This is a genomic window from Microcoleus sp. B13-B6, from assembly GCF_036705405.1.
Lineage (GTDB): Bacteria > Cyanobacteriota > Cyanobacteriia > Cyanobacteriales > Microcoleaceae > Microcoleus.
In genome coordinates, this window is sequence record NZ_JAUBUJ010000004.1 from 48,953 (window position 1) to 71,576 (window position 22,624).

Annotated in this window: 17 protein-coding genes; 8 read left to right on the forward strand and 9 right to left on the reverse strand. The window is 46.4% G+C overall.

The genetic code is table 11. The features are described from left to right. Positions 1-168: 168 nt before the first annotated feature. The 4 genes from QUB35_RS02800 to QUB35_RS02815 form a co-directional block, all read right to left on the reverse strand. Positions 169-1,482, reverse strand: a complete 1,314-nt coding sequence (locus tag QUB35_RS02800; protein ID WP_333139175.1) for a beta-ketoacyl synthase N-terminal-like domain-containing protein — start codon at positions 1,480-1,482, stop codon at positions 169-171. A gap of 247 nt (positions 1,483-1,729) precedes the next feature. Beyond that, positions 1,730-2,515 carry a peptidylprolyl isomerase gene (locus QUB35_RS02805; protein WP_445252062.1) on the reverse strand — a complete coding sequence of 262 codons (786 nt, stop codon included), beginning with the start codon at positions 2,513-2,515 and terminating at the stop codon, positions 1,730-1,732. Between the two features lie 316 nt (positions 2,516-2,831). Then, the gene (locus tag QUB35_RS02810) at positions 2,832-3,398 is read right to left on the reverse strand and encodes a photosystem I assembly protein Ycf4 (RefSeq protein ID WP_333139179.1); all 567 of its coding nucleotides are present in this window, start codon (positions 3,396-3,398) and stop codon (positions 2,832-2,834) included. A 32-nt stretch (positions 3,399-3,430) separates the two neighbouring features. Next, the gene (locus QUB35_RS02815) at positions 3,431-3,601 is read right to left on the reverse strand and encodes a hypothetical protein (protein ID WP_333139181.1); all 171 of its coding nucleotides are present in this window, start codon (positions 3,599-3,601) and stop codon (positions 3,431-3,433) included. 124 nt (positions 3,602-3,725) lie between these two features. Here QUB35_RS02815 and psbD point away from each other — a divergent pair, with 124 nt between their 5' ends. Next, on the forward strand, positions 3,726-4,784 hold the full coding sequence (gene psbD, locus QUB35_RS02820; protein ID WP_333080069.1) for a photosystem II D2 protein (photosystem q(a) protein): 1,059 nt from the start codon (positions 3,726-3,728) through the stop codon (positions 4,782-4,784). A gap of 156 nt (positions 4,785-4,940) precedes the next feature. Then, complete coding sequence (gene psbC / locus QUB35_RS02825) at positions 4,941-6,320, forward strand: photosystem II reaction center protein CP43 (protein WP_333139183.1); 1,380 nt, start codon at positions 4,941-4,943, stop codon at positions 6,318-6,320. Positions 6,321-6,353: 33 nt separating this feature from the next. Here the strand turns inward: psbC and QUB35_RS02830 are convergent, their stop codons facing one another. Then, on the reverse strand, positions 6,354-6,608 hold the full coding sequence (locus QUB35_RS02830) for a hypothetical protein (protein ID WP_333139185.1): 255 nt from the start codon (positions 6,606-6,608) through the stop codon (positions 6,354-6,356). Between the two features lie 290 nt (positions 6,609-6,898). Between QUB35_RS02830 and QUB35_RS02835 the strand changes: the two genes are divergently transcribed. Continuing rightward, positions 6,899-10,759, forward strand: coding sequence for a GAF domain-containing protein (locus tag QUB35_RS02835; RefSeq protein ID WP_333139188.1), 3,861 nt, complete (start codon positions 6,899-6,901; stop codon positions 10,757-10,759). 415 nt (positions 10,760-11,174) lie between these two features. On the opposite strand, the gene QUB35_RS02840 is transcribed toward QUB35_RS02835, so the two are convergent. From QUB35_RS02840 to QUB35_RS02855, 4 genes are all read right to left on the reverse strand, one after another. After that, positions 11,175-17,174, reverse strand: a complete 6,000-nt coding sequence (locus tag QUB35_RS02840; protein WP_333139190.1) for a response regulator — start codon at positions 17,172-17,174, stop codon at positions 11,175-11,177. A 150-nt stretch (positions 17,175-17,324) separates the two neighbouring features. Then, the gene (locus QUB35_RS02845; RefSeq protein ID WP_333139192.1) at positions 17,325-17,729 is read right to left on the reverse strand and encodes a hemerythrin family protein; all 405 of its coding nucleotides are present in this window, start codon (positions 17,727-17,729) and stop codon (positions 17,325-17,327) included. An 18-nt stretch (positions 17,730-17,747) separates the two neighbouring features. Continuing rightward, positions 17,748-18,761, reverse strand: a complete 1,014-nt coding sequence (locus tag QUB35_RS02850) for a PleD family two-component system response regulator (RefSeq protein WP_333139194.1) — start codon at positions 18,759-18,761, stop codon at positions 17,748-17,750. A 348-nt stretch (positions 18,762-19,109) separates the two neighbouring features. After that, positions 19,110-19,283: a hypothetical protein gene (locus QUB35_RS02855; RefSeq protein ID WP_333139196.1), complete on the reverse strand. Its 174-nt coding sequence runs from the start codon at positions 19,281-19,283 to the stop codon at positions 19,110-19,112. Positions 19,284-19,595: 312 nt separating this feature from the next. Between QUB35_RS02855 and QUB35_RS02860 the strand changes: the two genes are divergently transcribed. The 5 genes from QUB35_RS02860 (at position 19,596) to QUB35_RS02880 (ending at position 22,498) form a co-directional block, all read left to right on the forward strand. Beyond that, positions 19,596-19,910, forward strand: a complete 315-nt coding sequence (locus tag QUB35_RS02860; protein ID WP_333139198.1) for a hypothetical protein — start codon at positions 19,596-19,598, stop codon at positions 19,908-19,910. Positions 19,911-20,065: 155 nt separating this feature from the next. After that, positions 20,066-20,725 carry a hypothetical protein gene (locus QUB35_RS02865; RefSeq protein WP_333139200.1) on the forward strand — a complete coding sequence of 220 codons (660 nt, stop codon included), beginning with the start codon at positions 20,066-20,068 and terminating at the stop codon, positions 20,723-20,725. Positions 20,726-20,835: 110 nt separating this feature from the next. Then, positions 20,836-21,021 carry a PCP reductase family protein gene (locus QUB35_RS02870; RefSeq protein ID WP_333139202.1) on the forward strand — a complete coding sequence of 62 codons (186 nt, stop codon included), beginning with the start codon at positions 20,836-20,838 and terminating at the stop codon, positions 21,019-21,021. Positions 21,022-21,089: 68 nt separating this feature from the next. Beyond that, positions 21,090-21,815 carry a triose-phosphate isomerase gene (gene tpiA / locus QUB35_RS02875; RefSeq protein ID WP_445251421.1) on the forward strand — a complete coding sequence of 242 codons (726 nt, stop codon included), beginning with the start codon at positions 21,090-21,092 and terminating at the stop codon, positions 21,813-21,815. A gap of 122 nt (positions 21,816-21,937) precedes the next feature. Continuing rightward, positions 21,938-22,498 (forward strand): Uma2 family endonuclease, encoded by a 561-nt coding sequence (locus QUB35_RS02880; protein ID WP_333139206.1) that lies wholly within the window; start codon positions 21,938-21,940, stop codon positions 22,496-22,498. Positions 22,499-22,624 lie beyond the last annotated feature (126 nt).

The window sequence follows — 22,624 nt, forward strand, 5'->3', positions numbered from 1 at the left end:
AGCACCAGCAATCTCACCAAAATTCTCAGTTAATTGACTAAAATACATAAGTATTGTAGTATTTTTGAGATTTAAATTGGATGTGCGGGGGTTCTCCGGCCTCCTCAGAAGATTTTAACTGTAGAGAGATCGTGTAATTTAAATGCCGATCGACCGAGTTTACAAAAATTAACGATCGCCCGCTAAAACGATCGCAGCATTCTGCCCGCCAAAGCCAAAACTTAAACAAACCGCATTTCTGACAATAGCCGATCGCGCACAGCGAACAAAATCTAATTCAAACCCCGGTTTTTTCATTCCCACGCAAGGCGGCAACATCTGATATTTAATACTCATCAAACAAAAAGCCACGCCCAAAGCTCCCGAAGCTCCCAAAGTATGACCCGTCGCCCCCTTAGTCGAACTAACAGCAACTCCTGGGTGAAATAACTTCTCAATTAACAGTGCTTCGTGTCGGTCGTTTAACTCAGTTGCAGTACCGTGAGCATGAATAAAATCTATATCAATCGCCGATAAATTGCTGCGTTTCAAACATTGATTTACCGCCGCGATCGCACTTTTCCCCCCCAGCTCCGGGGCATTAGCATGGCAAGCATCATTTGTCAAGCCAAAACCGGAAACTCGACCGTAAATTTTAGCGCCACGACGCCTTGCCAACTCGGCAGATTCTAATACAAATAAAGCCCCGCCTTCACCGAGCACAAAGCCTTCCCGATTTTCATCAAAGGGATAGCACCCATTGTTTGCCAAAGCACCCATCCGGCTAAATCCAGCCAGAGTAAGCGGTGTGATAGGCGCTTCCACAGCACCTGCGATCGCCCGCTGACACTCACCAGTGCGGATTAAATCAACAGCACGGGCGATCGACTGTAGGCCGGTCGCACAAGCAGCCATCGGCGCCAGCACCGGCCCCATTGAGCCAATTGCCCTCGCCGCCGCCATCGCCCCCATGTGAGGCAAAAAATTCACAAATTGAGAATTGGGAATCGGGCATAGGGCATGGGGCATGGGGCATAGGACATGGGGCATAGGGAATTGAGAATCGGTAATTGAGAATTCTCTTTCCTCTTCCTTCTCCCCTCTTCCTTCTTCCAACTTCGGTCTTCCAACTTCGGTCTTCCATCCATCCGTTACATCTTGTACAGTGCTCGTTGCTGAACTTCCTTCTTCCTTCTTCCCTCTTCCTTCCCTCGCCAACAGTTCCAAATTTGCCTGGAAACCTCGGCTAGAACCGATCGCAATCCCGCAATCTGGCAAAGGCAAAGTCAAATTAGCATCTTGCAAAGCATCTGCTAAAACCTGCCGAATTAAAGTTATTAAATCCGCAGGTTTTGTGCGAATTAAAGCCAAAGGTTGCGGCTCAATTTTTAGAAAAGGTTGATGTTCCCGAATTCCCGACTCTGCAGACAGCAGTCTTATCCAGCTAGTTTCCAGACTGCCTAAACTCGAAACTAGACCAATTCCAGTAACAACAACATCCATTCACTAATGACTAATGACTGATGACTAATGATATCTATTCCGGTTACACCGGAATGGTATAGAGGACACGGCAGTGCCGTTTCTTGCGCGCCAGATTAATTGTAGGGACACGGCAGTGCCGTGTCCTGACTGTGGGTAAGATTAATTCCGATGCTACCGGATTTGATATGACTAATGACTAATGACTAATCACTAATGACTAATCACTAATGACTAATCACTAATGACTAATCACTAATGACTACCTTCAGCTAACCGGCTTAAAATTTTCCAAACCCTGAGTAACAGTAGCCTTCTCAATGCGATCGCCCGCTTCAATCTTATCAATCACATCCATCCCTTGCTTCACGTACCCAAAAACCGCATAGCTACCGTCCAAAAACGGTACATCGGTCAAAGTAATGTAAAACTGAGAAGAAGCCGAATCAGGACTTTGCGATCGAGCCATAGCAACAGCCCCACGACTGTGCATCAACACGGGTTTTTCCTTAACCCCAGCTTCTTGTAGCGTCGCGCTGTAAGTCGGATTGGCAGCACCTTTAGCTTTAATTTCCAGAGGAATCCTGCGTTCTACAGTAGTTTTCGGGTCAATAAAACCACCAGTTCCCAGCCGCGCCGTAGGGAATTTAGGGTCTTTACCCTGGGGGTCGCCGCCCTGAACTACAAAAGGCTGAGGTTCCCGCACGACTCGGTGAAATACCAGCCCGTCGTAGACTCCTTTCTGAACCAAATCGACAAAATTGCCCGCAGTAATTGGCGCATTTGTGCCGTCGAGCTCGATCGTAATTGGAGCACCTTTAACCGTCATCACCACCGTTGCTTTTCCTTGCAATCGTGGCAAATTGCTAAATTGCGAACTCGCCGCTACAGCAGCAGGAGAAGGAGACGGAGACAAAGAAATATTTTCACCCGACACCGGATTCGGTGTCGGAGTCGAGTTTGCCACAGGGGAACTACTGCATCCTCCGACAAACAACGCGCCAATTATTAAAAGTGAGAACAACCACCGCTGAATTTTGATTTGCATTTGCATTTGTATTTTCACTTTGAGTCAATTACGGACTTTGCAACTAAAGATTTTAATTCAATAGTCCGAACTGTTTTTAGTTCGTAGTCTAAAACCAGCGATTTTCCTTGGATAGCGAACTTGCTTTGGAGCCTTGAAACCCTTATTCTACGGTTGGCAATCAAAAACTTTCGCAAGTATGGTTAATTGATAGATTCCAAAATTGGTAACGGGCTTACTCGCCGATCAATCTTTTTCACTTACCAGGTAGGTAAGGTGCGCGGCCCGGCGCACCCTACGAGACATTACCAATCTCAGATATCAAATCGCCAATCGAAAATCCCTAAAGTCCTTCTAGGGGAACTTGCAAAAATCGAGCCAATTCGGCCGCTTGATTTTCCACTTCAGACAAAGCAATCGGCTGTCCGACTCTAGTCAGGGGAAACTGACGGCGGTCTTTGAGCTTAAGATAAATACTGCGGCGGGGATTGAGACCTTCTTTAATGTCCACCCGCACAGATTGCACGTCCGATGTCTTGCAAGTAAAATCAACTTTGCGGTTTTTGCCGGGAAATCCCCAGCGAAAGATCCGAATGTTACCAGTTTGTCGATCGAACTCGTTGTAACCGCCACCGACATCCCAGAGAATAGTCAGCCACAGGTAAAGCGCCAACAGCACGCCACAGACACCGTAGAAACCCATCGCAATGCCTTGGGGGATGAAAACAAGCTGAGTCGGGTCAGCAAAAGGCAGCAGGTTAACGTGCAAGTAGCTGGAAATGCCCGACAGCAGGAAACCAGTCCCTCCAATGCTGACCACCGTCGCCCACCAGTAATTGCTGAAGCGGCGGGAGCCCAAAACCGGGTAGCGCAGGACAGGATCGATCGAGGTCATTGTTTTTGCAGTCATAAAATTAAACAGCCTTAAAGCCAAATCTTAATTCAATTAGTCCACCGAGCGTGACGCTTCGCTGAGGCGATCGCGATCGACTGATCGGGATTGTGTATCAACTCCTCAACCACCGCCACCTCGCCGCTTGGCGACGAAGGGTCAGTTGGATTGTTGCTGAGCATCGTCAACCAAGATGGCCTTCCTCTCAACCACGCTTTCATCGACTACGCCTCTAGTGGGGGAACTCTACTGTTCTAGTTGAAAAATTATGAACTTCTAATATATAGTTATGTTAACTTTAATTAGAAACCTTGGTCTTTTAACAAGCAAAAGGATTTTACCCCAATGACAATCGCAGTCGGACGCGCCCAGAACGAAAGAGGCATCTTTGATGTCCTCGACGACTGGCTCAAACGCGATCGCTTCGTCTTCGTAGGCTGGTCTGGCATCCTGCTATTCCCCTGCGCCTACCTAGCCATCGGTGGCTGGTTAACAGGCACCACCTTCGTCACATCTTGGTACACCCACGGTTTGGCAAGCTCCTACCTCGAAGGAGCCAACTTCCTCACCGTAGCAGTCTCCACCCCAGCCAACAGCCTCGGACACTCCCTGCTGTTCCTGTGGGGCCCCGAAGCACAGTGGGACTTCACTCGCTGGTTCCAACTCGGTGGGCTGTGGACATTTGTCGCCCTCCACGGCGCCTTCGCACTGATCGGCTTTTGCCTGCGTCAGATTGAAATCGCCCGTTTAGTCGGCATCCGTCCCTACAACGCCCTAGCATTCACCGGCCCCATCGCCGTGTTTGTTTCGGTGTTCCTGCTTTACCCCTTGGGTCAATCAGGCTGGTTCTTCGCCCCCAGTTTCGGCGTCGCAGCAATTTTCCGCTTTTTGCTATTCCTGCAAGGCTTCCACAACTGGACGCTCAACCCCTTCCACATGATGGGCGTTGCAGGCATCTTGGGCGGTGCGCTGTTGTGCGCTATCCACGGTGCAACCGTAGAAAACACCTTGTTTGAAGACGGCGAAGGCTCAAACACCTTCCGCGCCTTCAACCCAACTCAGTCAGAAGAAACCTACTCGATGGTTACAGCTAACCGCTTTTGGTCGCAAATCTTCGGAATTGCCTTCTCCAACAAACGCTGGTTACACTTCTTCATGCTGTTCGTACCTGTCACAGGCTTGTGGATGAGCTCCATTGGCATCGTCGGTTTAGCATTAAACCTGCGCGCCTATGACTTCGTATCACAAGAATTACGCGCTGCTGAAGATCCTGAGTTTGAAACGTTCTACACTAAGAACATTCTGCTTAACGAAGGCATTCGTGCTTGGATGGCTCCGACAGACCAACCTCACGAAAACTTCATCTTCCCTGAAGAAGTTCTGCCTCGCGGTAACGCACTTTAAAAAAATCAGGATTTGGATTTCAGATTAATTTACTTTTTTTAAATTAATCTGAAATCCAAATCCCAATTCCCCGGCGCAGGTGCGGTACTCCCGTGTCCTACTGGGGAACAAAAAAACCCAAAATCCAAAATCTAAAATCGTTGGAGGTTCTACCGGGTGGTAACGCTCTCTAATTCCTACGCAAGCGGTCGCGACCAAGAATCCTCCGGGTTCGCTTGGTGGTCTGGCAACGCTCGTTTAATCAATCTCTCCGGCAAACTGCTGGGCGCACACGTCGCTCACTCTGGTTTGATCGTGTTCTGGGCCGGTGCAATGACTTTGTTTGAAGTCGCTCACTTTATCCCAGAAAAGCCCATGTACGAACAGGGCTTAATTTTGATGCCCCACGTCGCTACTTTGGGTTGGGGTGTAGGCCCCGGCGGTGAAGTCACTGATATCTTCCCGTTCTTCGTAGTCGGCGTTCTTCACTTGATTTCATCTGCAGTTCTCGGTTTGGGCGGCATTTATCACGCCGTTCGCGGCCCGGAAGTTCTCGAAGAATACTCTTCTTTCTTCGGCTACGACTGGAAAGACAAGAACCAGATGACCAACATCATCGGCTATCACCTAATTTTGTTGGGTGGCGGTTGCTTGCTGTTGGTAGCTAAGGCCATGTTTTTCGGCGGTGTCTATGACACTTGGGCTCCGGGCGGCGGCGACGTGCGTATTATCACGAACCCCACTCTGAATCCGGCTGTGATTTTTGGCTACTTGGTGCGCTCTCCTTTTGGTGGCGAAGGCTGGATTGTCAGCGTCAACAACATGGAAGACATCATCGGCGGTCACATCTGGCTGGGCCTGATTTGTATCGCTGGCGGTGTTTGGCACATTTTGACCAAGCCTTTCGGCTGGGCTCGCCGCGCCTTAATCTGGTCTGGCGAAGCTTACCTGTCTTACAGCTTGGGCGCTTTGTCCCTGATGGGCTTCATCGCTTGCTGCTTTGTCTGGTTCAACAACACTGCTTACCCCAGCGAATTCTACGGCCCGACGGGCCCGGAAGCTTCTCAAGCGCAAGCTTTGACCTTCCTGATCCGCGACCAACGCTTGGGTGCTAACGTCGGTTCTGCACAAGGCCCCACCGGTCTGGGTAAATACCTGATGCGCTCTCCTACTGGCGAAATCATTTTCGGCGGTGAAACGATGCGTTTCTGGGATTTCCAAGGCCCTTGGTTGGAGCCCTTACGCGGTACTAACGGTTTGGACTTGAACAAAATCAAGAATGACATTCAGCCTTGGCAAGCTCGGCGCGCGGCTGAGTACATGACTCACGCTCCTTTGGGTTCTTTGAACTCTGTGGGCGGTGTGGCGACTGAAGTTAACTCGTTTAACTTCACTTCTCCTCGTTCTTGGCTGTCCTGTTTCCACTTTGTGATGGGTTTCTTCTTCTTGGTCGGCCACTTGTGGCACGCTGGTCGCGCTCGCGCGGCTGTCGCTGGCTTTGAGAAGGGTATCGATCGCGAAAATGAACCAGTGCTGGCTATGCCAGACTTAGACTAATCGATCGAGTTTATTCCTGATTTGATTGTCTAATCAAAAAAGGCTCCTGCTTAACGGCAGGAGCTTTTTTTTGCTCCCATATCTGAAAAAGCTGCGGATTGTCGATCGACCATTCTCCGATCCCACTAGCAGCAGATACAATCCTAGAGGTAGAAACCAGATTTCTGAGTTAACCTTTTGAATTCCATGCTGTTTCTTTCCGTAAGCTCGTTCCTCAGCGAGCTTTTGCATCCAGGACTGAGATATTTCGGTGCGACCTTCATCGGTGGCGGTGAATGACTCTGCCACTCTTGAAACTTGACAATTTTAATCCGTTGGGGTAAAGAGCTTGCAAGGCAGGCTCTACAAAGTTTATATTTAAAGTACAAAAGTTGTAATCCCACACAATGGAAAGTTGCAATGGAAAGTTGCAATGGAAAGTTGCAATTTGAAGGCCGATCGCTACAGGTGCAAAACTAATCGACGATCGCCCTCAGCATATTTATATTTTATTAAATGGCTGTGCTTGCCGAATTTTTTAACAGGCACAAAAGTTTTGGGCCGCTTACTATTATTGCTAGGAAAGCAAAAGATTAATAATGGACTCATTAAAGATCGAAAATGTCAAGGTGAGGTTCGATCGAGCAAATTTGCTCGAACGCATCGCCAAGCGCATTCGCCACTCTCTAGAACTACCCGAAATTCTGAGCGCAACAGCAGCCGAAGTTCAATCGTTCTTGGGAACAGACAGAGTAAAAATCTACAAATTTCATAGCGACGGTAGCGGTGAAGTGATTGCCGAATCAATTAACGGCAACCGCTTGCCATCCCTATTGGGGCTGCATTTTCCCGCAGACGATATTCCCCCTCACGCCCGCGAAATGTTCGCGCAACTACAGGTGCGATCGATCGTCGATATAGATTCCGGGCTGCTAGGCCAAAGTCCGCGTCGCGAGGCGGTTTCCGGCCAACTGCTGCCCGACGACGAAATGCGCTTTCGTGCGGTTGACCCCTGCCACGCTGAATACTTGACTGCACTGGGCGTCAAGGCTTGCTTGGTAGTACCAATTTTTCACGGCGAAGAATTCTGGGGGTTGTTGGTATCTCACCACTCCGAGTCCCGGAGTGTGACAGAAAACGAACTCCAAGGCGTTCAGACGGTGGCAGATCAGCTCGGCGTCGCCATAGCCCAATCAACCCTCCTCGCCAGAGCGAGGGCGAAAGCTCAACGGGAAGCTGCCGTCAACCGCGTCGCCACTGCCCTTAACTCCCCGCCGGCGATTGAACTCCAAACAGCTTTGGCAGAATCGGTAGCAGCACTAGATGCAGCCGGCGGCAGGCTGTGCATTTTCGCCACGCCATTCGTTTGCGACAGCAGCAAAGTTACGAATCTAGTTCCCTATTCGGATAACTCGAATCGGGAACTCACAGTCTACACTTGCGGCTCAGGGCCGAAGATGCCAATTTCGGCCAAATACCCGCAGGTTGAGCAATACAGCGTCTGGCACGAATATTTTAAATCCGGCGAGCAACAGGTTTGGGCAATTCCCGATTTGTACCAAATTAGCAGTTTGAGAAGCCTGCAACCTGCATTTCGATCGACCAAAATTCGCAGCATTTTAATCGTACCGCTCATAACCCGCCAGCAAATATTCGGTTACTTGACCATTTTTCGAGAAGAATTTGACACCGAAACTCTCTGGGCTAGACAGTTTGATAGCGACGAGCGGCTCGCCCAATCTCGGATATCTTTTGAAGCGTGGAAAGAGTCAAAAGCTGCCCAAATTCGCGAATGGAAGGCTGAAGAAATTGAATTGCTCCAAATTTTGGGCAACCACTTTTCTAATGCTATTAACCACTACCAACTCGATCAACAAATAGAGGAACTTAACACAAATTTAGAAAATCAAGTTCAAAAGCGCACTGCTCAACTACAGCAGTTGACCCAACACCAACGAGTGCTGTTTGAAGTGGTGGCAAAAATGCGGCAATCCCTCGACTTAAACAAGATTTTTAGCACGATGTCCCAGGAAGTGCGGCGGGCTTTAAATGCAGAGAGAGTGGCAGTTTACCGCTTCGATTCCGCATCAGAATTTAAGGACGGCGAATTCGTTGCCGAAGATGTTTTGCCAGATTTTCGGTCAGCAATGGCAGTCAAAGTGCACGATCGCTGCTTTGGAGAAAACTACGCCAATCTCTACTCTCAGGGGCGAGTTCACGCCATGTCTGACATCACACAAGCCGGACTGGAAGATTGCTTTGAGCAAGTCTTGGAGCAATTTCAGGTCAAAGCTACTTTAGTTGCACCGATTATGAAAGGCAACGACCTTTGGGGGTTGCTGTGCGTACACCAATGTTCGGCTCCCCGCAACTGGGAATCTTCCGAAATTAAGTTTGCTACCCAAATTTCCGCTCAGCTCAGTATCGCCCTAGAACAAGCAGATTTGCTCGCTCAAACTCAGCAGCAAGCAGTTGAGTTGCAGCGGGTAGCAGAGCAGGAGCGAATACTGTTTGAGGTAGTTACTAAGATTCGACAATCTCTCGATTTAGATACAATTTTTCGTACTACAACTACCGAAGTGCGGCGGATATTAAAGGCCGATAGAGTTGGCATTTATCGCTTCGATCCTAGTTTAAACTTTAATGAAGGCGAATTTATTACCGAAGATGTTTTGCCTGGTTTTTCTTCGGCAATGAATGTAAAAGTTCGCGATCATTTCTTTAGCGAAAACTATGCTAAAAAATATAGTCAGGGACAGATTCAAGTGCTACAAGATGTCGAAAATGCTGGACTTTCAGACTGCCATGTTGCTCTTTTAGCTCAATTTCAAATTAGAGCTCAGGTGATTATGCCACTGATGAATGGCAGCCAACTTTGGGGTTTGCTGTGCGTGCACCAGTGCAGCGGTTTGCGCCATTGGAACACTTCGGAAATTCAGTTTGCTACGCAAGTGGGAATTCAGTTGAGTGTAGGATTAGAACAAGCAGATTTGTTGGCTAAAACGCGGCAGCAATCAGTTGATTTGCAGTGGGCAGCCGAGCAACAGCGGATACTGTTTGAAGTGGTGGCTAAGATTCGAGAATCTCTCGATATCAACGCGATTTTTCAGACTGCCACCCAAGAAGTGTGTCAGTTTATGCAAGTTGATAGAATTGCTGTCTATCAATTTAATCCTGATTGGAGCGGCCATTATGTGGCAGAGTTTGTGAAAGATGGCTGGATAAAATTGGTAGGCGAAGGTATCAATACGGTTTGGCAAGATACTTATTTGCAGTCAAACCGAGGCGGCAGATATGCCAATAATGAAACTCTAGCCGTTGACGATATCTATCAAGTTTGCCACTCGGAGTGTGACCTTGGTATTTTAGAGCAATTTCAGGTGAAGGCTTATGCGATCGCGCCGATTTTTGTAGGACAAGAACTTTGGGGTTTGCTGACAGCGTATCAACATTCTGGGCCCCGCTGTTGGGAAAGTTCAGAAGTCAACTTTTTAGCTCAGATTGCCAATCAATTAGGCGTTGCTATCCAACAAGCCGATTTGCTGGCTCAAACCAGACGCCAAGCAGAACAAATCGCTCAAAGTTTAAAAGATTTGCAACACACTCAAGCTCAATTGATTCAAACTGAAAAAATGTCTGGTTTGGGGCAACTGGTAGCCGGGATTGCTCACGAAATTAACAATCCGGTTAATTTTATTTACGGCAATCTCAATCACGCTAGTGAATATACTGCTAGCTTACTGAGTTTGCTGGAACTTTACCAGCAGCAATATCCCGATTATAGTCCTGAAATAGAAAAATTGAGTGAAGATATTGACTTGGAATTTCTGCTAGAAGATTTGCCAAAATTGCTATCGTCAATGAAGGTGGGAGCCGATCGCATCCGTCAAATAGTTCTGTCTTTAAGGAATTTCTCTCGTCTTGACGAAAGTCAAATGAAGGCGGTTGATATTCACGAGGGCATTGACAGCACGCTGTTAATTTTACAGCACAGACTGAAATCTAATGCGGACGGTGCAAACATTGTGCTAGTGAAAGAATACGGCATTTTGCCTCGAGTTGAGTGTTATGCTGGACAGTTGAATCAGGTGTTTATGAATGTAATCGGGAATGCGATCGATGCTTTGGAATCGCACAAGTTGCTCGCTGGTCAATCTGGAGCTCCTCAAATTAAAATCTCGACTGCTGTCGGTCAACTTAATGGTACTATTCCTAGCGCGGTGATTCGGATTTCTGATAACGGTACTGGAATTTCGGAATCTATGAGACAACGCATATTTGACCCTTTTTTCACGACTAAGGCAGTGGGAAAAGGTACTGGATTGGGCCTGTCAATTAGTTACCAAATTGTGGTAGAAAAACACGGCGGTGTTTTAAAATGCAATTCGGAAGTGGGGAAAGGTACTGAGTTTGCGATCGAAATTCCGCTTCGACAGCAGTCATTAGTCATTAGTCATTAGTCATTAGTCATTAGTCATGAGACCTCTTGCAAAAATAATTAGGACGGGCTCTGGGGCCCATCCCACAAGAAAAAATAACTCTTGTGGGATGGGTCTCAGAACCCGTCCCATCAATTGAGGAAAAGGATTTTTGCAAGAGGTCTATTATTTTAAAATCCAGCCAACAGTCAACACTCAACAATCACGCAGGGTGCAGCCGGAATTGATCTCATTCATCTGCGTTAATCTGTGTTTATCTGCCCTCATCTGCTGTTAAAAAAAGAAAATTTCTTAACCGCAGATGACAATGGATTGACGCCCATTTACGCAGATGCAGATGCGATCGCATAACCCGGTTGCGGCATCGCGTGTGACAGTTGCCTAAGTCCTGATGCCAAAAGATGCCTATTTAATTGACTTTCATAGATTAGTTTCGCTATGCTTGTAGTTCTTGTTGGAGAGTATTCTTGACACGATCGTACTCAACCTCGATTTGAGCAAATAGGGAGGAGGCTCGATCGAGTTGACCAGAGGTACTGATGACTTCTAACGTGGCACAAAGGTGGGCCAGAGGAGCCGCGCTTAGATTCGCACTACTGCCTTTGAGGGTATGGGCCGCTCGGTTTAGGGCTTGAGTATCCCCTTGGGCGATCGCTAATTTCATAGCTTCTAGCAACTTTACGGCTTCCTCCAAGTAGCAGTTAGCTAGCAAGCTCAAAATCTCGGTTGAATCTTGATCGATGCTGCTACAGAAGGCTTGCAGTTCAGTGAGGTTAACCGCTGGCCTATCAATTTTTGGCTTGTTACTATCTGATTCCTCCTTTTGGGCCTGTTGCGGTTCCGGGTTGGGTTGACACTGACTCAGCGCTTGGTTGAGAGCCTCTAGTCGAATTGGTTTACTGATATAGTCATTCATGCCAGCATCAAGACAAACTTGGCGATCGCCCTGCATGGCATTTGCCGTCATTGCAATAATCCAGGGACGAGTAGGAGCCGGCCACTCCTGGCAAATACGACGGCTGGCTTCTAGTCCATCCATCTCTGGCATTTGTACATCCATCAGCACTACATCATAAGGCTGGCGATTCAGGGCTTCCAAAACTTCCAATCCATTGGCAGCAATATCGGCCCGGTATCCCAAACGCTCTAACAGCAGCAGTGCGACCTTCTGATTTACCAGATGATCTTCTGCTAAAAGAATTCGCAGTGGGAGTCTCTGGGCTAGTTTCATATCATCCTCGACAGATATAGGAAGCTGTTGTTGAACTTTTTTCGGTTGAGCTTGTAGCACATGGATCAGTATTTGATAGAGCTGGGATTGTTTGATCGGTTTGCTTAAAAAAGCCGCAAAGTGGGTGGAGAGCGCTGAAGAACTCGCTTCTGGGTAGCCCATTGAAGTCAGCAACACTAGGGGTAAACGGTGGCACTTAGGATGCTGGTGGATGGCTGAGGCGAGTGTGAGGCCGTCCATTTGTGGCATTTGCATATCTAAAATAGCGAGATCAAACGCTTCTCCACTCTCAAGCCAGTTGAGCGCTTCCGCACCCGATGGGGCAGCCAGACTCTGCATCCCCCAACTCTCTGCTTGCAACGTCAGAATTTGTCGGTTAGTGGGCTGGTCATCCACGATTAATAAACGCTTGCCAGATAGTTCTGGTAGCATTTCCATCGGTTCCGCTAACTCAGTAGCAACAGAGGATGCCACAATCGTGAAGTAGAAGGTGGAACCCATTGTGACTCTATTAAGCTTAGCGGCTTGCCATTTTGGTGAAGGGGTTCCTCCGACGTGGCCTCCGCTCTCAACCCAGATCGTGCCGTTCATAGTTTCACTAAGTCGCTTACTAATCGCCAGACCTAAACCAGTCCCTCCATACTGCCGAGTCGTCGAAGCATCTACTTGACTAAAAGACTTGAACAGTCGATCGAGCCGATTGGCGGGAATACCAATGCCTGTGTCTTGAATGGCAAACTGGATTTCGTACAAGCTTTCTGACGAGTTCCCTGGCTCAGAAATTGTTTTGTCAGAATCAACTAGAGAGGCTTCCACGGAAATGGTAACTTCCCCAGTTTCAGTAAACTTAATCGCATTGTTGAGCAAGTTAACTAGAATCTGACGGAGACGGGTGACATCACCCAAAATGAACTTAGGAGTCTGAGGCTGGATGAGGTAGCCCAACTCAATATCCTTCTCATCTGCTTTAACTGCAAGTTGGTCGATCGCACCTTCTATGCAATCTCTCAAGCTCAAGGGATGCATTTCTAGCTCCAGCTTGCCCGACTCAATTTTGGAGAAGTCCAGGATGTCGTTGATGATACTCAGGAGGGTATCCCCACTATTGCGAATCGTCTCGATAAAGTCTCGCTGTTGAGCCTTGAGTTCTGTATCCAGCAGTAGTCCCGTCATACCAATAACCGCATTCATGGGAGTGCGAATTTCATGGCTCATCATCGCCAGAAACTCAGTTTTGGCTCGGCTCGCTGCTTCTGCTTCCCGTCTAGTTTGCTCCAAAGCAAAGTTTTTCAGAGTTAATTCTTCTCGTTGTCGAGTTTCTTGCTCTAGTAATTGGGCTTGAGCTAGGGCAATTCCTACTTGAGTCGCCACTGATTCTAGCAACTCCACTTGATCGGCAGTCCAACGACGGTAGCGATCGCACTGGTGCAAACAAATGGCACCATTCGGTTCTCCTTGGTAAGAGGTTCGCACTGCTAATGTCGATCTCAATTTGAGACTGGTACAAATAGAATGAGCACAGGTGAGCAATGAATCGCAGTAGACATCCGGGGAGGCGATCGCTTCATCTTGAGCCATCAACCGTTTTGTATAAGCAGGACTGCCCGCCAGAAGGTCATGCTCCCCGCTGGGCCCATATCCCACTCCTAGATACTCTGCAACGACAGGAAACTGAGGCAGTGGATTGTCCTGGTATGTGCTAATTAAGCAGCGACTGACTCCAAAAGTTTGCCCAATCTGAATAGCAGCCGTTTCAAATATCTGCTGAGCATTAAGGCTTTGACGAATTTCTTGGGTAATTTGCTTCAGCAGTAGGGCTTTTTGCAATTGTCGTTGTAGTGCTTCTTCTGCCTCCTTGCGATCGGTAATATCCTTCATGAAGCAGTGATGCCCGACAAACACATTTTGCTCGTCATAAGCAGAAACCATCACCAATTGTTTATAGAAGCTGGAGCCATCTTTTCGCATTCCCCTAGCTTCCGCTTCGACTCTGCCGTCTCTCAACATTTGCTCATAAGCAGCCCCCATCTTCTCAACATCTTCAGGATGAACGGTTGTTGGCCACTCCATCCCTAGCAGTTCCTCGGGCTGATATCCGCAGATGGCAGCATAAGTCACATTGACAGAGATATAGCGTCCTTGAGGGTCAAGCCTAGAAATGCCTGCCACGGCATTTTCTAGGGCCGCACTCATTTGTTGCAGTTCCGCTTCGGCTCGTTTGCGATCGCTAATTTCAATTAGAATGCAACCCACTGCTATAGCCTGCTCTGCATCCTTGAAAATGGGAAAGTGAGAAACGAGCCAGTGGCGCTTGACACCCATTTGACTGGATAGTGCTGTGCTAATTTCCAAGTTGATCGAAGGTTTTCCTGTCGTTAAAACTTGTTGTAACAGTGCATTTACACTAGGCGCAAATTCTCCCAAAATATCATCGGTTGTCTTATCTAAGTGAGCCTCCACAGAGTGGCCATTAAATTCAGCTAGTGCCTCATTGATTTGTAAAAATTTAAACTGCCGATCGTGGATACACAGCCCCACCCCTGCTAGGGAAGCTCCTTTAAAGAAAGCATTCAATAATTGCTCTCTGGCTTGAATTTCCTGCTCTAAGTTTTTGCGATCGGTAATATCGCTCTGAGAACCAGTCATACGGACAACTTTGCCCGCTTCATCCGAAAGCGCCTGCCCTCGAGCCAGAATCCACTTGTAGCTCCCATCCTTACAAAGAACTCGATGTTCTGTAATATAAAAAGAAGTTTTGCCCTCAAAGTGATCTTGAATTATTTGCAAGACGCAACCGAGATCATCGGGATGCACCCGCTTGCTCCATTCGTCCAGGTGATGGGAAATTTCATGGTCTTCGTAGCCCAACATTTCTTTCCAGCGAGCCGAGAAGAATACTTCATTAGTGTTGACGTTCCAATCCCATACCCCTTCATTACTACCACGTAGGGCGAGTTCCCACCGCTCTTCACTCGCTTGCAGAGCGACTTCTGCCTGATGCCGTTCGATTTCACTACCAATCCACTGAGCCATCAGCTTCAGTAATTCCACATGGGCAGATTTAAAGCTGTCTGCACGGGGAGATTTACTAGAAAAGCTGAGGGTACTGTAGACTTTGCCTGCAACTAAAACTCGTGTTCCAATATAAGCTTCCATGCCAAAGGCAAGATAGGCAGGATGGTGACGCCATTTTGAGGTGCCTGTATGTTGGATGGTTAGGGGTTCATTTGTGTCTAAAGCTTCACAGCACAAAGTTTGCTTAATATCAAAGACATCACCTGGTTTCAGGACTTCATCGGGCGATCGCACAACCATCACCTCATAACGGTTATCTTGCACACGAGCCAAGACGCCACTTTCCAGCCCAAAATTCTGACATCCCATGTCAATCAAAGCTTGAATGCGCTGCTCAAAATTGAGATTTTGGGTAGCAGTGACTTCATATAAAGCTCGTATCGCCGCCTCTCTCGTTCTTAGTTCAGTTTCGGCTTGTTTACGTCTCTTAATTTCAGCTTTCAGAGAGCGATTGATTATGGATAATTTTTGCGTTCGTTCTTGAACCCGCTGTTCTAATGTAGCGTTGGCGTGTTTAATCTCCCTAAATTTTTGATAAAGCGCGATCGCCATCAATTGAAAATTGCCAGCAAGCTCATTGATTTCACTAACAGAGCTATGTTTCCATTCAAATGTTTCTTCTGAAAGCTTGTTGGGTAAGTCAGTAGTCGCACGAGCTAAATAGGATAATGGCTGGACCAGTCGTTCGCTAACCAGCGTTGCAAACAAAAATGCCAACATTGTGACGAGGAGTAGAATACTCAAGTCAGCCTTGTAGCGATTTTGTAAATTTTCTACATAGGGATCGGCTGGAATTTCTAAGCGTAATTTCCAGTCCAGAGCGGGGCTAATGGTAAATTCCTGTATATACAGAGAATTTTTCCAACGGATCATCGGATTCTTGCCCTTGCTAGGAAGCCACTGCTGCAAGGTTCCCTCTAAGGTGCGAGTGCTGCCGTCCTTTGACCCCGGAACACTGGTCAAAAGCTTTTGGTCGGATTGATTACTGGCAATGACTCGGTTGTTTTGATCTAGCAATGTAATGCCTAGTTGCTGATTGTTTCTCTGGAAAATGTAGAGAGCTTTGATCTGGCTCAATCCTAATGAACCGTGGACCAGCCCAAGAAAATTACCTTGAAGTTGCAGGGGTACATTCAATCCTACATGAGGTTCGTCCAGTAATATATCTTTGTGGATAGGAGTCATCCAAGGTCTCAACCGCTCTTGAGCCAGGGGAATTAGAGATTGATGTTCCGTGCTTTGTTCCATCAACCGCCGGCGGGTTGGATTTAAAAGAGAAGAAGTAGCTAAAATGGTTCCCGATGAATCGGCAACATAAATTTTGTCGAAATCTGGCAACACCTGCTCGATCAGGCTAATGTTTTGTTGTAGATCCTCGGATGATTTAATCGCTGTATTAGCAGCAGTGCCGGCTTCAGGCATGAGCGATTTTTCAGCTAATGTATTCAAAGCTAAGAGATGTCGCTGATGCCATCTAGATATTGCGCTAGTGAGACTTTTTGCGTTTGTTCGTAACTCCGTTTGCACCGTCGTTTGGATTTGACCTACCAAGGATCTACCATCAAAAACTAATAGCATCAGTCCTGGAAGAAAGACAAAAGCTACCAACAGATGAAAAATAGTTTGTTGTAAAGAGAGGGCGAGATGCTTTGAAGCACCAATCCACCGATAAATCGGCGCATACGAAATGATTAAGCTGGCAACTAAGGCATTAAAAATGCCGTTGACTGCTTGCTTGCACATAACGAGGATGGTCTGATTCGCCTCCATGTGCATCATTTGACCGTAGAAAAGCCAGAGGAGGGGCATTCCAATTAAGAACCAGTAAATCCCATCGAATAAAAGGATATTTGGCTGTTTGCGCTTCTTGCAAAGAAACCCTACAAACAGAGCCTCAATTACCAAAATAATCGTGGCGTATGGATGATGCCACAGGATATAAGTATAGCTGCCTGCAATTAGACCAGCCAAGCCTCCCCAGCCCAAGCCGAAGTAGTAAGTAATAATCAGTATGGGAATACTGCCAAAGAGGAAATCAACCCCAAAGAAAAGAGACAAACTGAAATAGTTGCCCAGAATACCCGCACCAGTGAGAAGGGCGATCGCACCTAACCATCTTTTATTACGCATTGAGCTAGCCCCTCCCATAAACTTTTATAATCGCTAGTTGCTGAATATGACCTGATTCCGATAAAAAAAGCGCCATAGAGCCGATCTGTTATTTACCTGACAGTTTCCCTGAAGATCGCACCACCGATTATTTAAGCTTTCAAGCAGCAATCAAGGCTTACTCATACACGACTTGAGTTCTCGATCGACTTTTTTAATATGGTTCACGAACCAATCTAGCAATTGTTCATTAACCTTAATGGCTAAGGAAAGGCTCGACCCTTTGGTTTGTAGCTCTTGTTTAACTTCACTCAGTGTTTTAATAAATTTGGTATGCCCCGCTGCATTGTTAGATGCAACTGGGCATTTGTATCTTTGCATACAATTTTCTTCAAATCCGAAATGTTGGGCTACATACAAGTCTAAAAAATCTACAATACCTTTTATTTCTTCCTTCCCACGGTTTGCCAACATGGCATCCACTAAGGTATTGAGTTGATCGATCAATTGTTTATGCTGGCGGTCTATTTCGGGAATACCAATAGTTAACGAGTCATTCCAAATGACGAGAGGCATAGTTTTTACCCTTAGGATTTAACGGGTGAATTCATTAACTGTATGAATGTTGGTACAAAAAGTATTACGACCTTTGTCTTTGGCTTGATAAAGTGCTGCATCGGCAGCAGTAATTAAAGTTTCTGGTAAGCTTTCTTGGTTAGGAATCACACTGGTAATACCGAAGCTGAGCGTAATACAATGATGCGGAGAACTCTTATGAACTATTGCTAAATCTTGGATGCGAGCCTGCATTTGCTTAACGATTTGGACGGCTCCCTCAAGCTCGGTGTCCGATAAAATCACTACAAATTCTTCACCTCCATAACGTGCTACTAAATCTCCCGCTCGATTAATACTGCGATTGAGAGCTGTCGCAACTTGCTGTAAACATAGATCCCCTGCTTGGTGTCCATAAGTATCGTTGTAAGGCTTGAAGAAATCGATATCACACAAAATCAGTGACAAAGGAGTTTGCTGCCTCGTCATGCGTCGCCACTCCTCCTCTAGCTGTTGGTCAAACTGACGGCGATTGGCAATCTGAGTCAAACCGTCAATTGACGCGAGGTATTTTAATTGTCGATTGGCGGCCTCTAGCTGGTTGTAAAGTAGGGTTTGTTGCTGTTGCAAGTGGAATTGCTTAATCAACCGTCGCACTCTCTGTCGCAAAACAGCCCAGTGAATCGGCTTAGTGATATAGTCAGCCGCTCCCGCTGCAAACGCTCGATCGACAGATTCTTTGTCTTCTAAGCTAGTAATCATCAAAATAGGTGGGCGAGCGCTCTCAGGCACTTCAGATAATTTTTGACAACAAGCAAAACCATCCATAGTAGGCATCACTGCATCTAGCAGGATGAGGTCTGGATGTACTTCCTCATAGGCTACTAGCCCTGTCAACCCATCTGTAGCTTCGGCCACTCGGTATTTTTCCTTCTGTAAATACAGTCGCAGTTGCAAACGAATCAAGGCATCGTCATCCACAATGAGAATTAGAGAGGACGGTTCCATAGATGGGTTAGTCGAAATGGCTGAGTCTTCTAATGATTGATACATACGTCATGGTGTATCTTAAGCTTTGGAAACATTCTACCCTAGCATATTTTGAGGTTGGGATGGAAAGTGAAAATTTGGCAAATATGTCATAAATTATACACCATCTAAGCTTCCGCCACAACCTTTTAGGCAGCGTCCGGTTTGTTAAACCAACAGCCACAGTCTACTTAAAATTTATAGCTTTTTTTCGGAGATATAAAGTCTGGTAACTTGCGCTAATTTTTGTAAATATGTCATTATTTTTGGGGGCGTTAAACAGTTTTTACAACGCCGAGCGAGCTTTGACGAACGATCGCCAGTTATCCCGCGATCGTCGCTGGGATAATAGGCTATATTTCTCAACTTAATTCAGACTTTTTCAGGTGCATCAAATTCCTGCCTCATATTTGAGCGATCGTCCGCTCTATTTTTGGGAAATACATCTGATGTCACACTCTCACGTATAGCTTCGCCCTGGGTTGAGCGTTTGTTCGCACCAGGAAGCTCTGACTGCACAAAAGCGTAAGCTTTGTTAAGAAACATTTACAGCATTCTGCGCGCTCTGGGATAGGTTTTTGGTCTCTTTTCTCCCAATAATTCCCTAGATAGTGTATAAACTCGTGTCTTTGGGCTTGAGTAGGGAACACATCGTCAAAGCGTTGGCACCATCTTTCAAAGCATGGGGGTATGGAAGCTATACTATAGCAATTCTCGCATCATTTGTGAATTTCTTACGGACTCCCCGCGAGTTCGGGGAGGGTTGGAGTGGGGTAAAAAATTTATGACTCCTGCAAGCATTGCTATATACTATAATCACTGGGAAAGAGTCAATTAACTTGATGGAGATCACTTACTATGGCAGTAGCACTCCCTGATTTTTCTCAAAATTTTTCTCAAAGCGTTCAAAAAACGAAAGAAGTTTGGACGGAACAAGTCGGAAAAGCAGTTAATTCTGTTTCCGAAGCAACAGCAGAAGCTAAATCTTCGGGAGCATCTCACCTTTGCAGCCCTCCGCTAGAAATTGGAGTTTTGAGGCAGGAGGCAGGAGGCAGGAGGCAGAAGGAAAGAGGCAGAAGGAAAGAGGCAGAAGGAAAGAGGCAGAAGGAAGGAGCCAGAAGAAGTATTTTTACAAATATGAGATGCTCCCAAATCTTCTCTCTCCGAAACTGAATCTCAGGCAAAAGAAGCTCTCACTCAAACTACGAATTCTGCCGTTAATACTGTTAATCAAGCTACGAAGAATGCTTTAGGTACTGTAGCGGAAAAAACAGAAAAAACTAGAATTTCTATATCGGAAGTCGCGAATCAAGCAGTTAGTCGCGTCAGTGAAAGTACCAACAAAGCTGTTGATGCTGTTTCTCACTCTGTGGCAACAGAAGAAAGAAACTATTAATCAAACTACTAACTCTGCGGTCAATACTCTGAATCAAAGCACTAGCCAAGCTGTAGAGAGTGTAAATCAAGCTACAGAAAAGGCTAAGGCTTCATTAGAAGATAGCATTAACAAGGCGGGAAATATGAGTGATGCCGCTTCCAATGCCATCCAAAGTGCTATCAATGGTAATATTAAAGATTGGATTTATTCTCACCCTCTCGTCTTCTGGTTGGTGAATCACCCCTTGGTATCTTTAGCAATTTTGCTGCTATTTATATTGAGGATCTTAGGTTTTTTTCAGGCTTTAGGTAGCTTGTTTGCAAAAGGCTGGTTATTTATTCTGCAAAGCCCTGTAAAATTTATGCAAGGGGTTTTGAGTTTCGGCTCTAAATCTGTAAGTAATGTCGGTGGAGTGGCTGTAAACTCATTGGTTTCAAAGAATCCCGAATACAAAAATAATTCAGGTTTACAACAATTGAGGGGAGTTGAATCAAACAGCTTGGAGTCTCAGGAACGACTTGCTAATATTTTGACAAGGTTGGAGGCAATTCGAGAAGAGCAGAATCAGCTTTTACAAGAAGCGTCGGCTATTTTAGGCAACAAAATTTAAGGCAGAGTGAGAAGGTGTGGGGCGATCGCAACTCGTGGTAAATTTAATACATCCAGGCTTTCCATCGAAGCCTGATACATGAAGGCTTGTAGTCGATCGCTGAATACGCCATGCCCGATTCCGAATTTTCCGATGATTTAAAATGGACGCCAGAAGCCAAGGCGAAGCTGAAAAATATTCCCTACTTTGTCCGGGGACAAGCTCGCGTCCGCATAGAACACTTGGCCCGCGAAGCCGAAACCGAAGTCGTCACCGTTGACTTAGTTGAGCAAGCTCGAATCGAGTTTGGGCAATGAAGGATCGAAAGGTACGCTAAAGCTTTAGACTATAAATTGCGTTGTAAGGACAAGGACTGAAAGAAATAGTGCGGAAAATAGTTATAGCTGGCAACTGGAAAATGTACAAAACTAGGGCAGAATCCCTAGAGTTTCTTCAAGGATTCATGTCCTGCCTGACGGAAACCCCAGAGGAACGGGAAGTCGTGCTTTGCGTTCCCTTCACTTCCTTGGCTGTCCTCTCGAAAAATTTGCACGGCAGCCGGATCAGACTCGGTGCTCAGAACGTTCACTGGCAAGAGTCTGGAGCTTTTACTGGGGAAATTTCCGGGCCAATGCTGAGTGAACTTGGTGTCCGTTATGTCATCATCGGCCACAGCGAGCGACGCCAATATTTTGGGGAAACTGACGAAACGGTGAATTTGCGGCTGAAAGCGGCTCAGAAATACGATTTAATTCCGATTCTGTGCGTTGGGGAAACCAAGCAGCAGCGAGATGCAGGCGAAACTGAAGCTCACATTTTTTCTCAGTTGGCAAAAGATTTGGTTGATGTTGACCAAAATAAGTTAGTCATTGCTTACGAGCCTATTTGGGCGATCGGCACTGGCGATACTTGCGAAGCTAAGGAAGCTAACCGAGTTATTGGTTTGATTCGCAGTAAATTGACTAATCCTGACGTGCCAATTCAGTACGGTGGCTCTGTTAAACCGGAGAATATTGATGAAGTTATGGCGATGCCTGAGATTGACGGGGTTCTGGTAGGCGGTGCGAGTTTGGAAGCTGCGAGTTTCTCGCGCATTGTCAATTATCAGTAATTAGGTAATTGCTAATTGGTAATTGTTAATTGGTAATGGGAACAAGGCAGCGGGAATTAAACAGCGATCGCCTACAATTGTGATGTGCCGTTCAGTGTTTCTCGGATCGGGAGAATTAACCTATGACTGCGATCGTTAAACCCAAACCCGCCTTAGACGAGTTCCTCAAACTTCCTGAAACTGAACCGGCCTCAGAATTTCTTGAGGGACAAATCATTCAGAAGCCGATGCCTCAAGGTGAACACAGCGTACTTCAAGGTGAGCTCTGCAAGACTATCAATCAAGTAGCGAAAACTCGGAAAATTGCCAATGCTTTTCCCGAGTTGCGCTGCACTTTTGGCGGCGCATCAATCGTGCCAGATGTAGCAGTATTCCGATGGGAAAGAATTCCTTTTTTGCCGTCTGGTAGAATTGCTAACCGCTTTGACATTAATCCCGACTGGTCGATAGAAATTCTCTCTCCAAACCAAAGCCAAACAAAAGTGCTGAGTAACTTACTCCACTGTTCGCGAAACGGCACTGAGTTGGGGTGGTTACTAGATCCAGAAGAAGAGAGTATTTTGGCAGTATTTCCAGGACAAAAAGTAGAACTGTATAAAGGTGCTGCTCTGTTGCCAATAATTGATAAAATTGAATTAGAATTGACAGTTGATACTGTTTTTAGCTGGTTAAGTTTTGGTTGAACAGTCTTGGACGCATTAAGACTCAAAGAAACCGGGTTTTTTACAGAATCTGTGGGTGGCAACGAAATATTGTCGTGAAAAAACCCGGTTTCTGGCTACCCGTGCGTTCAGTCAGATATCAAATCC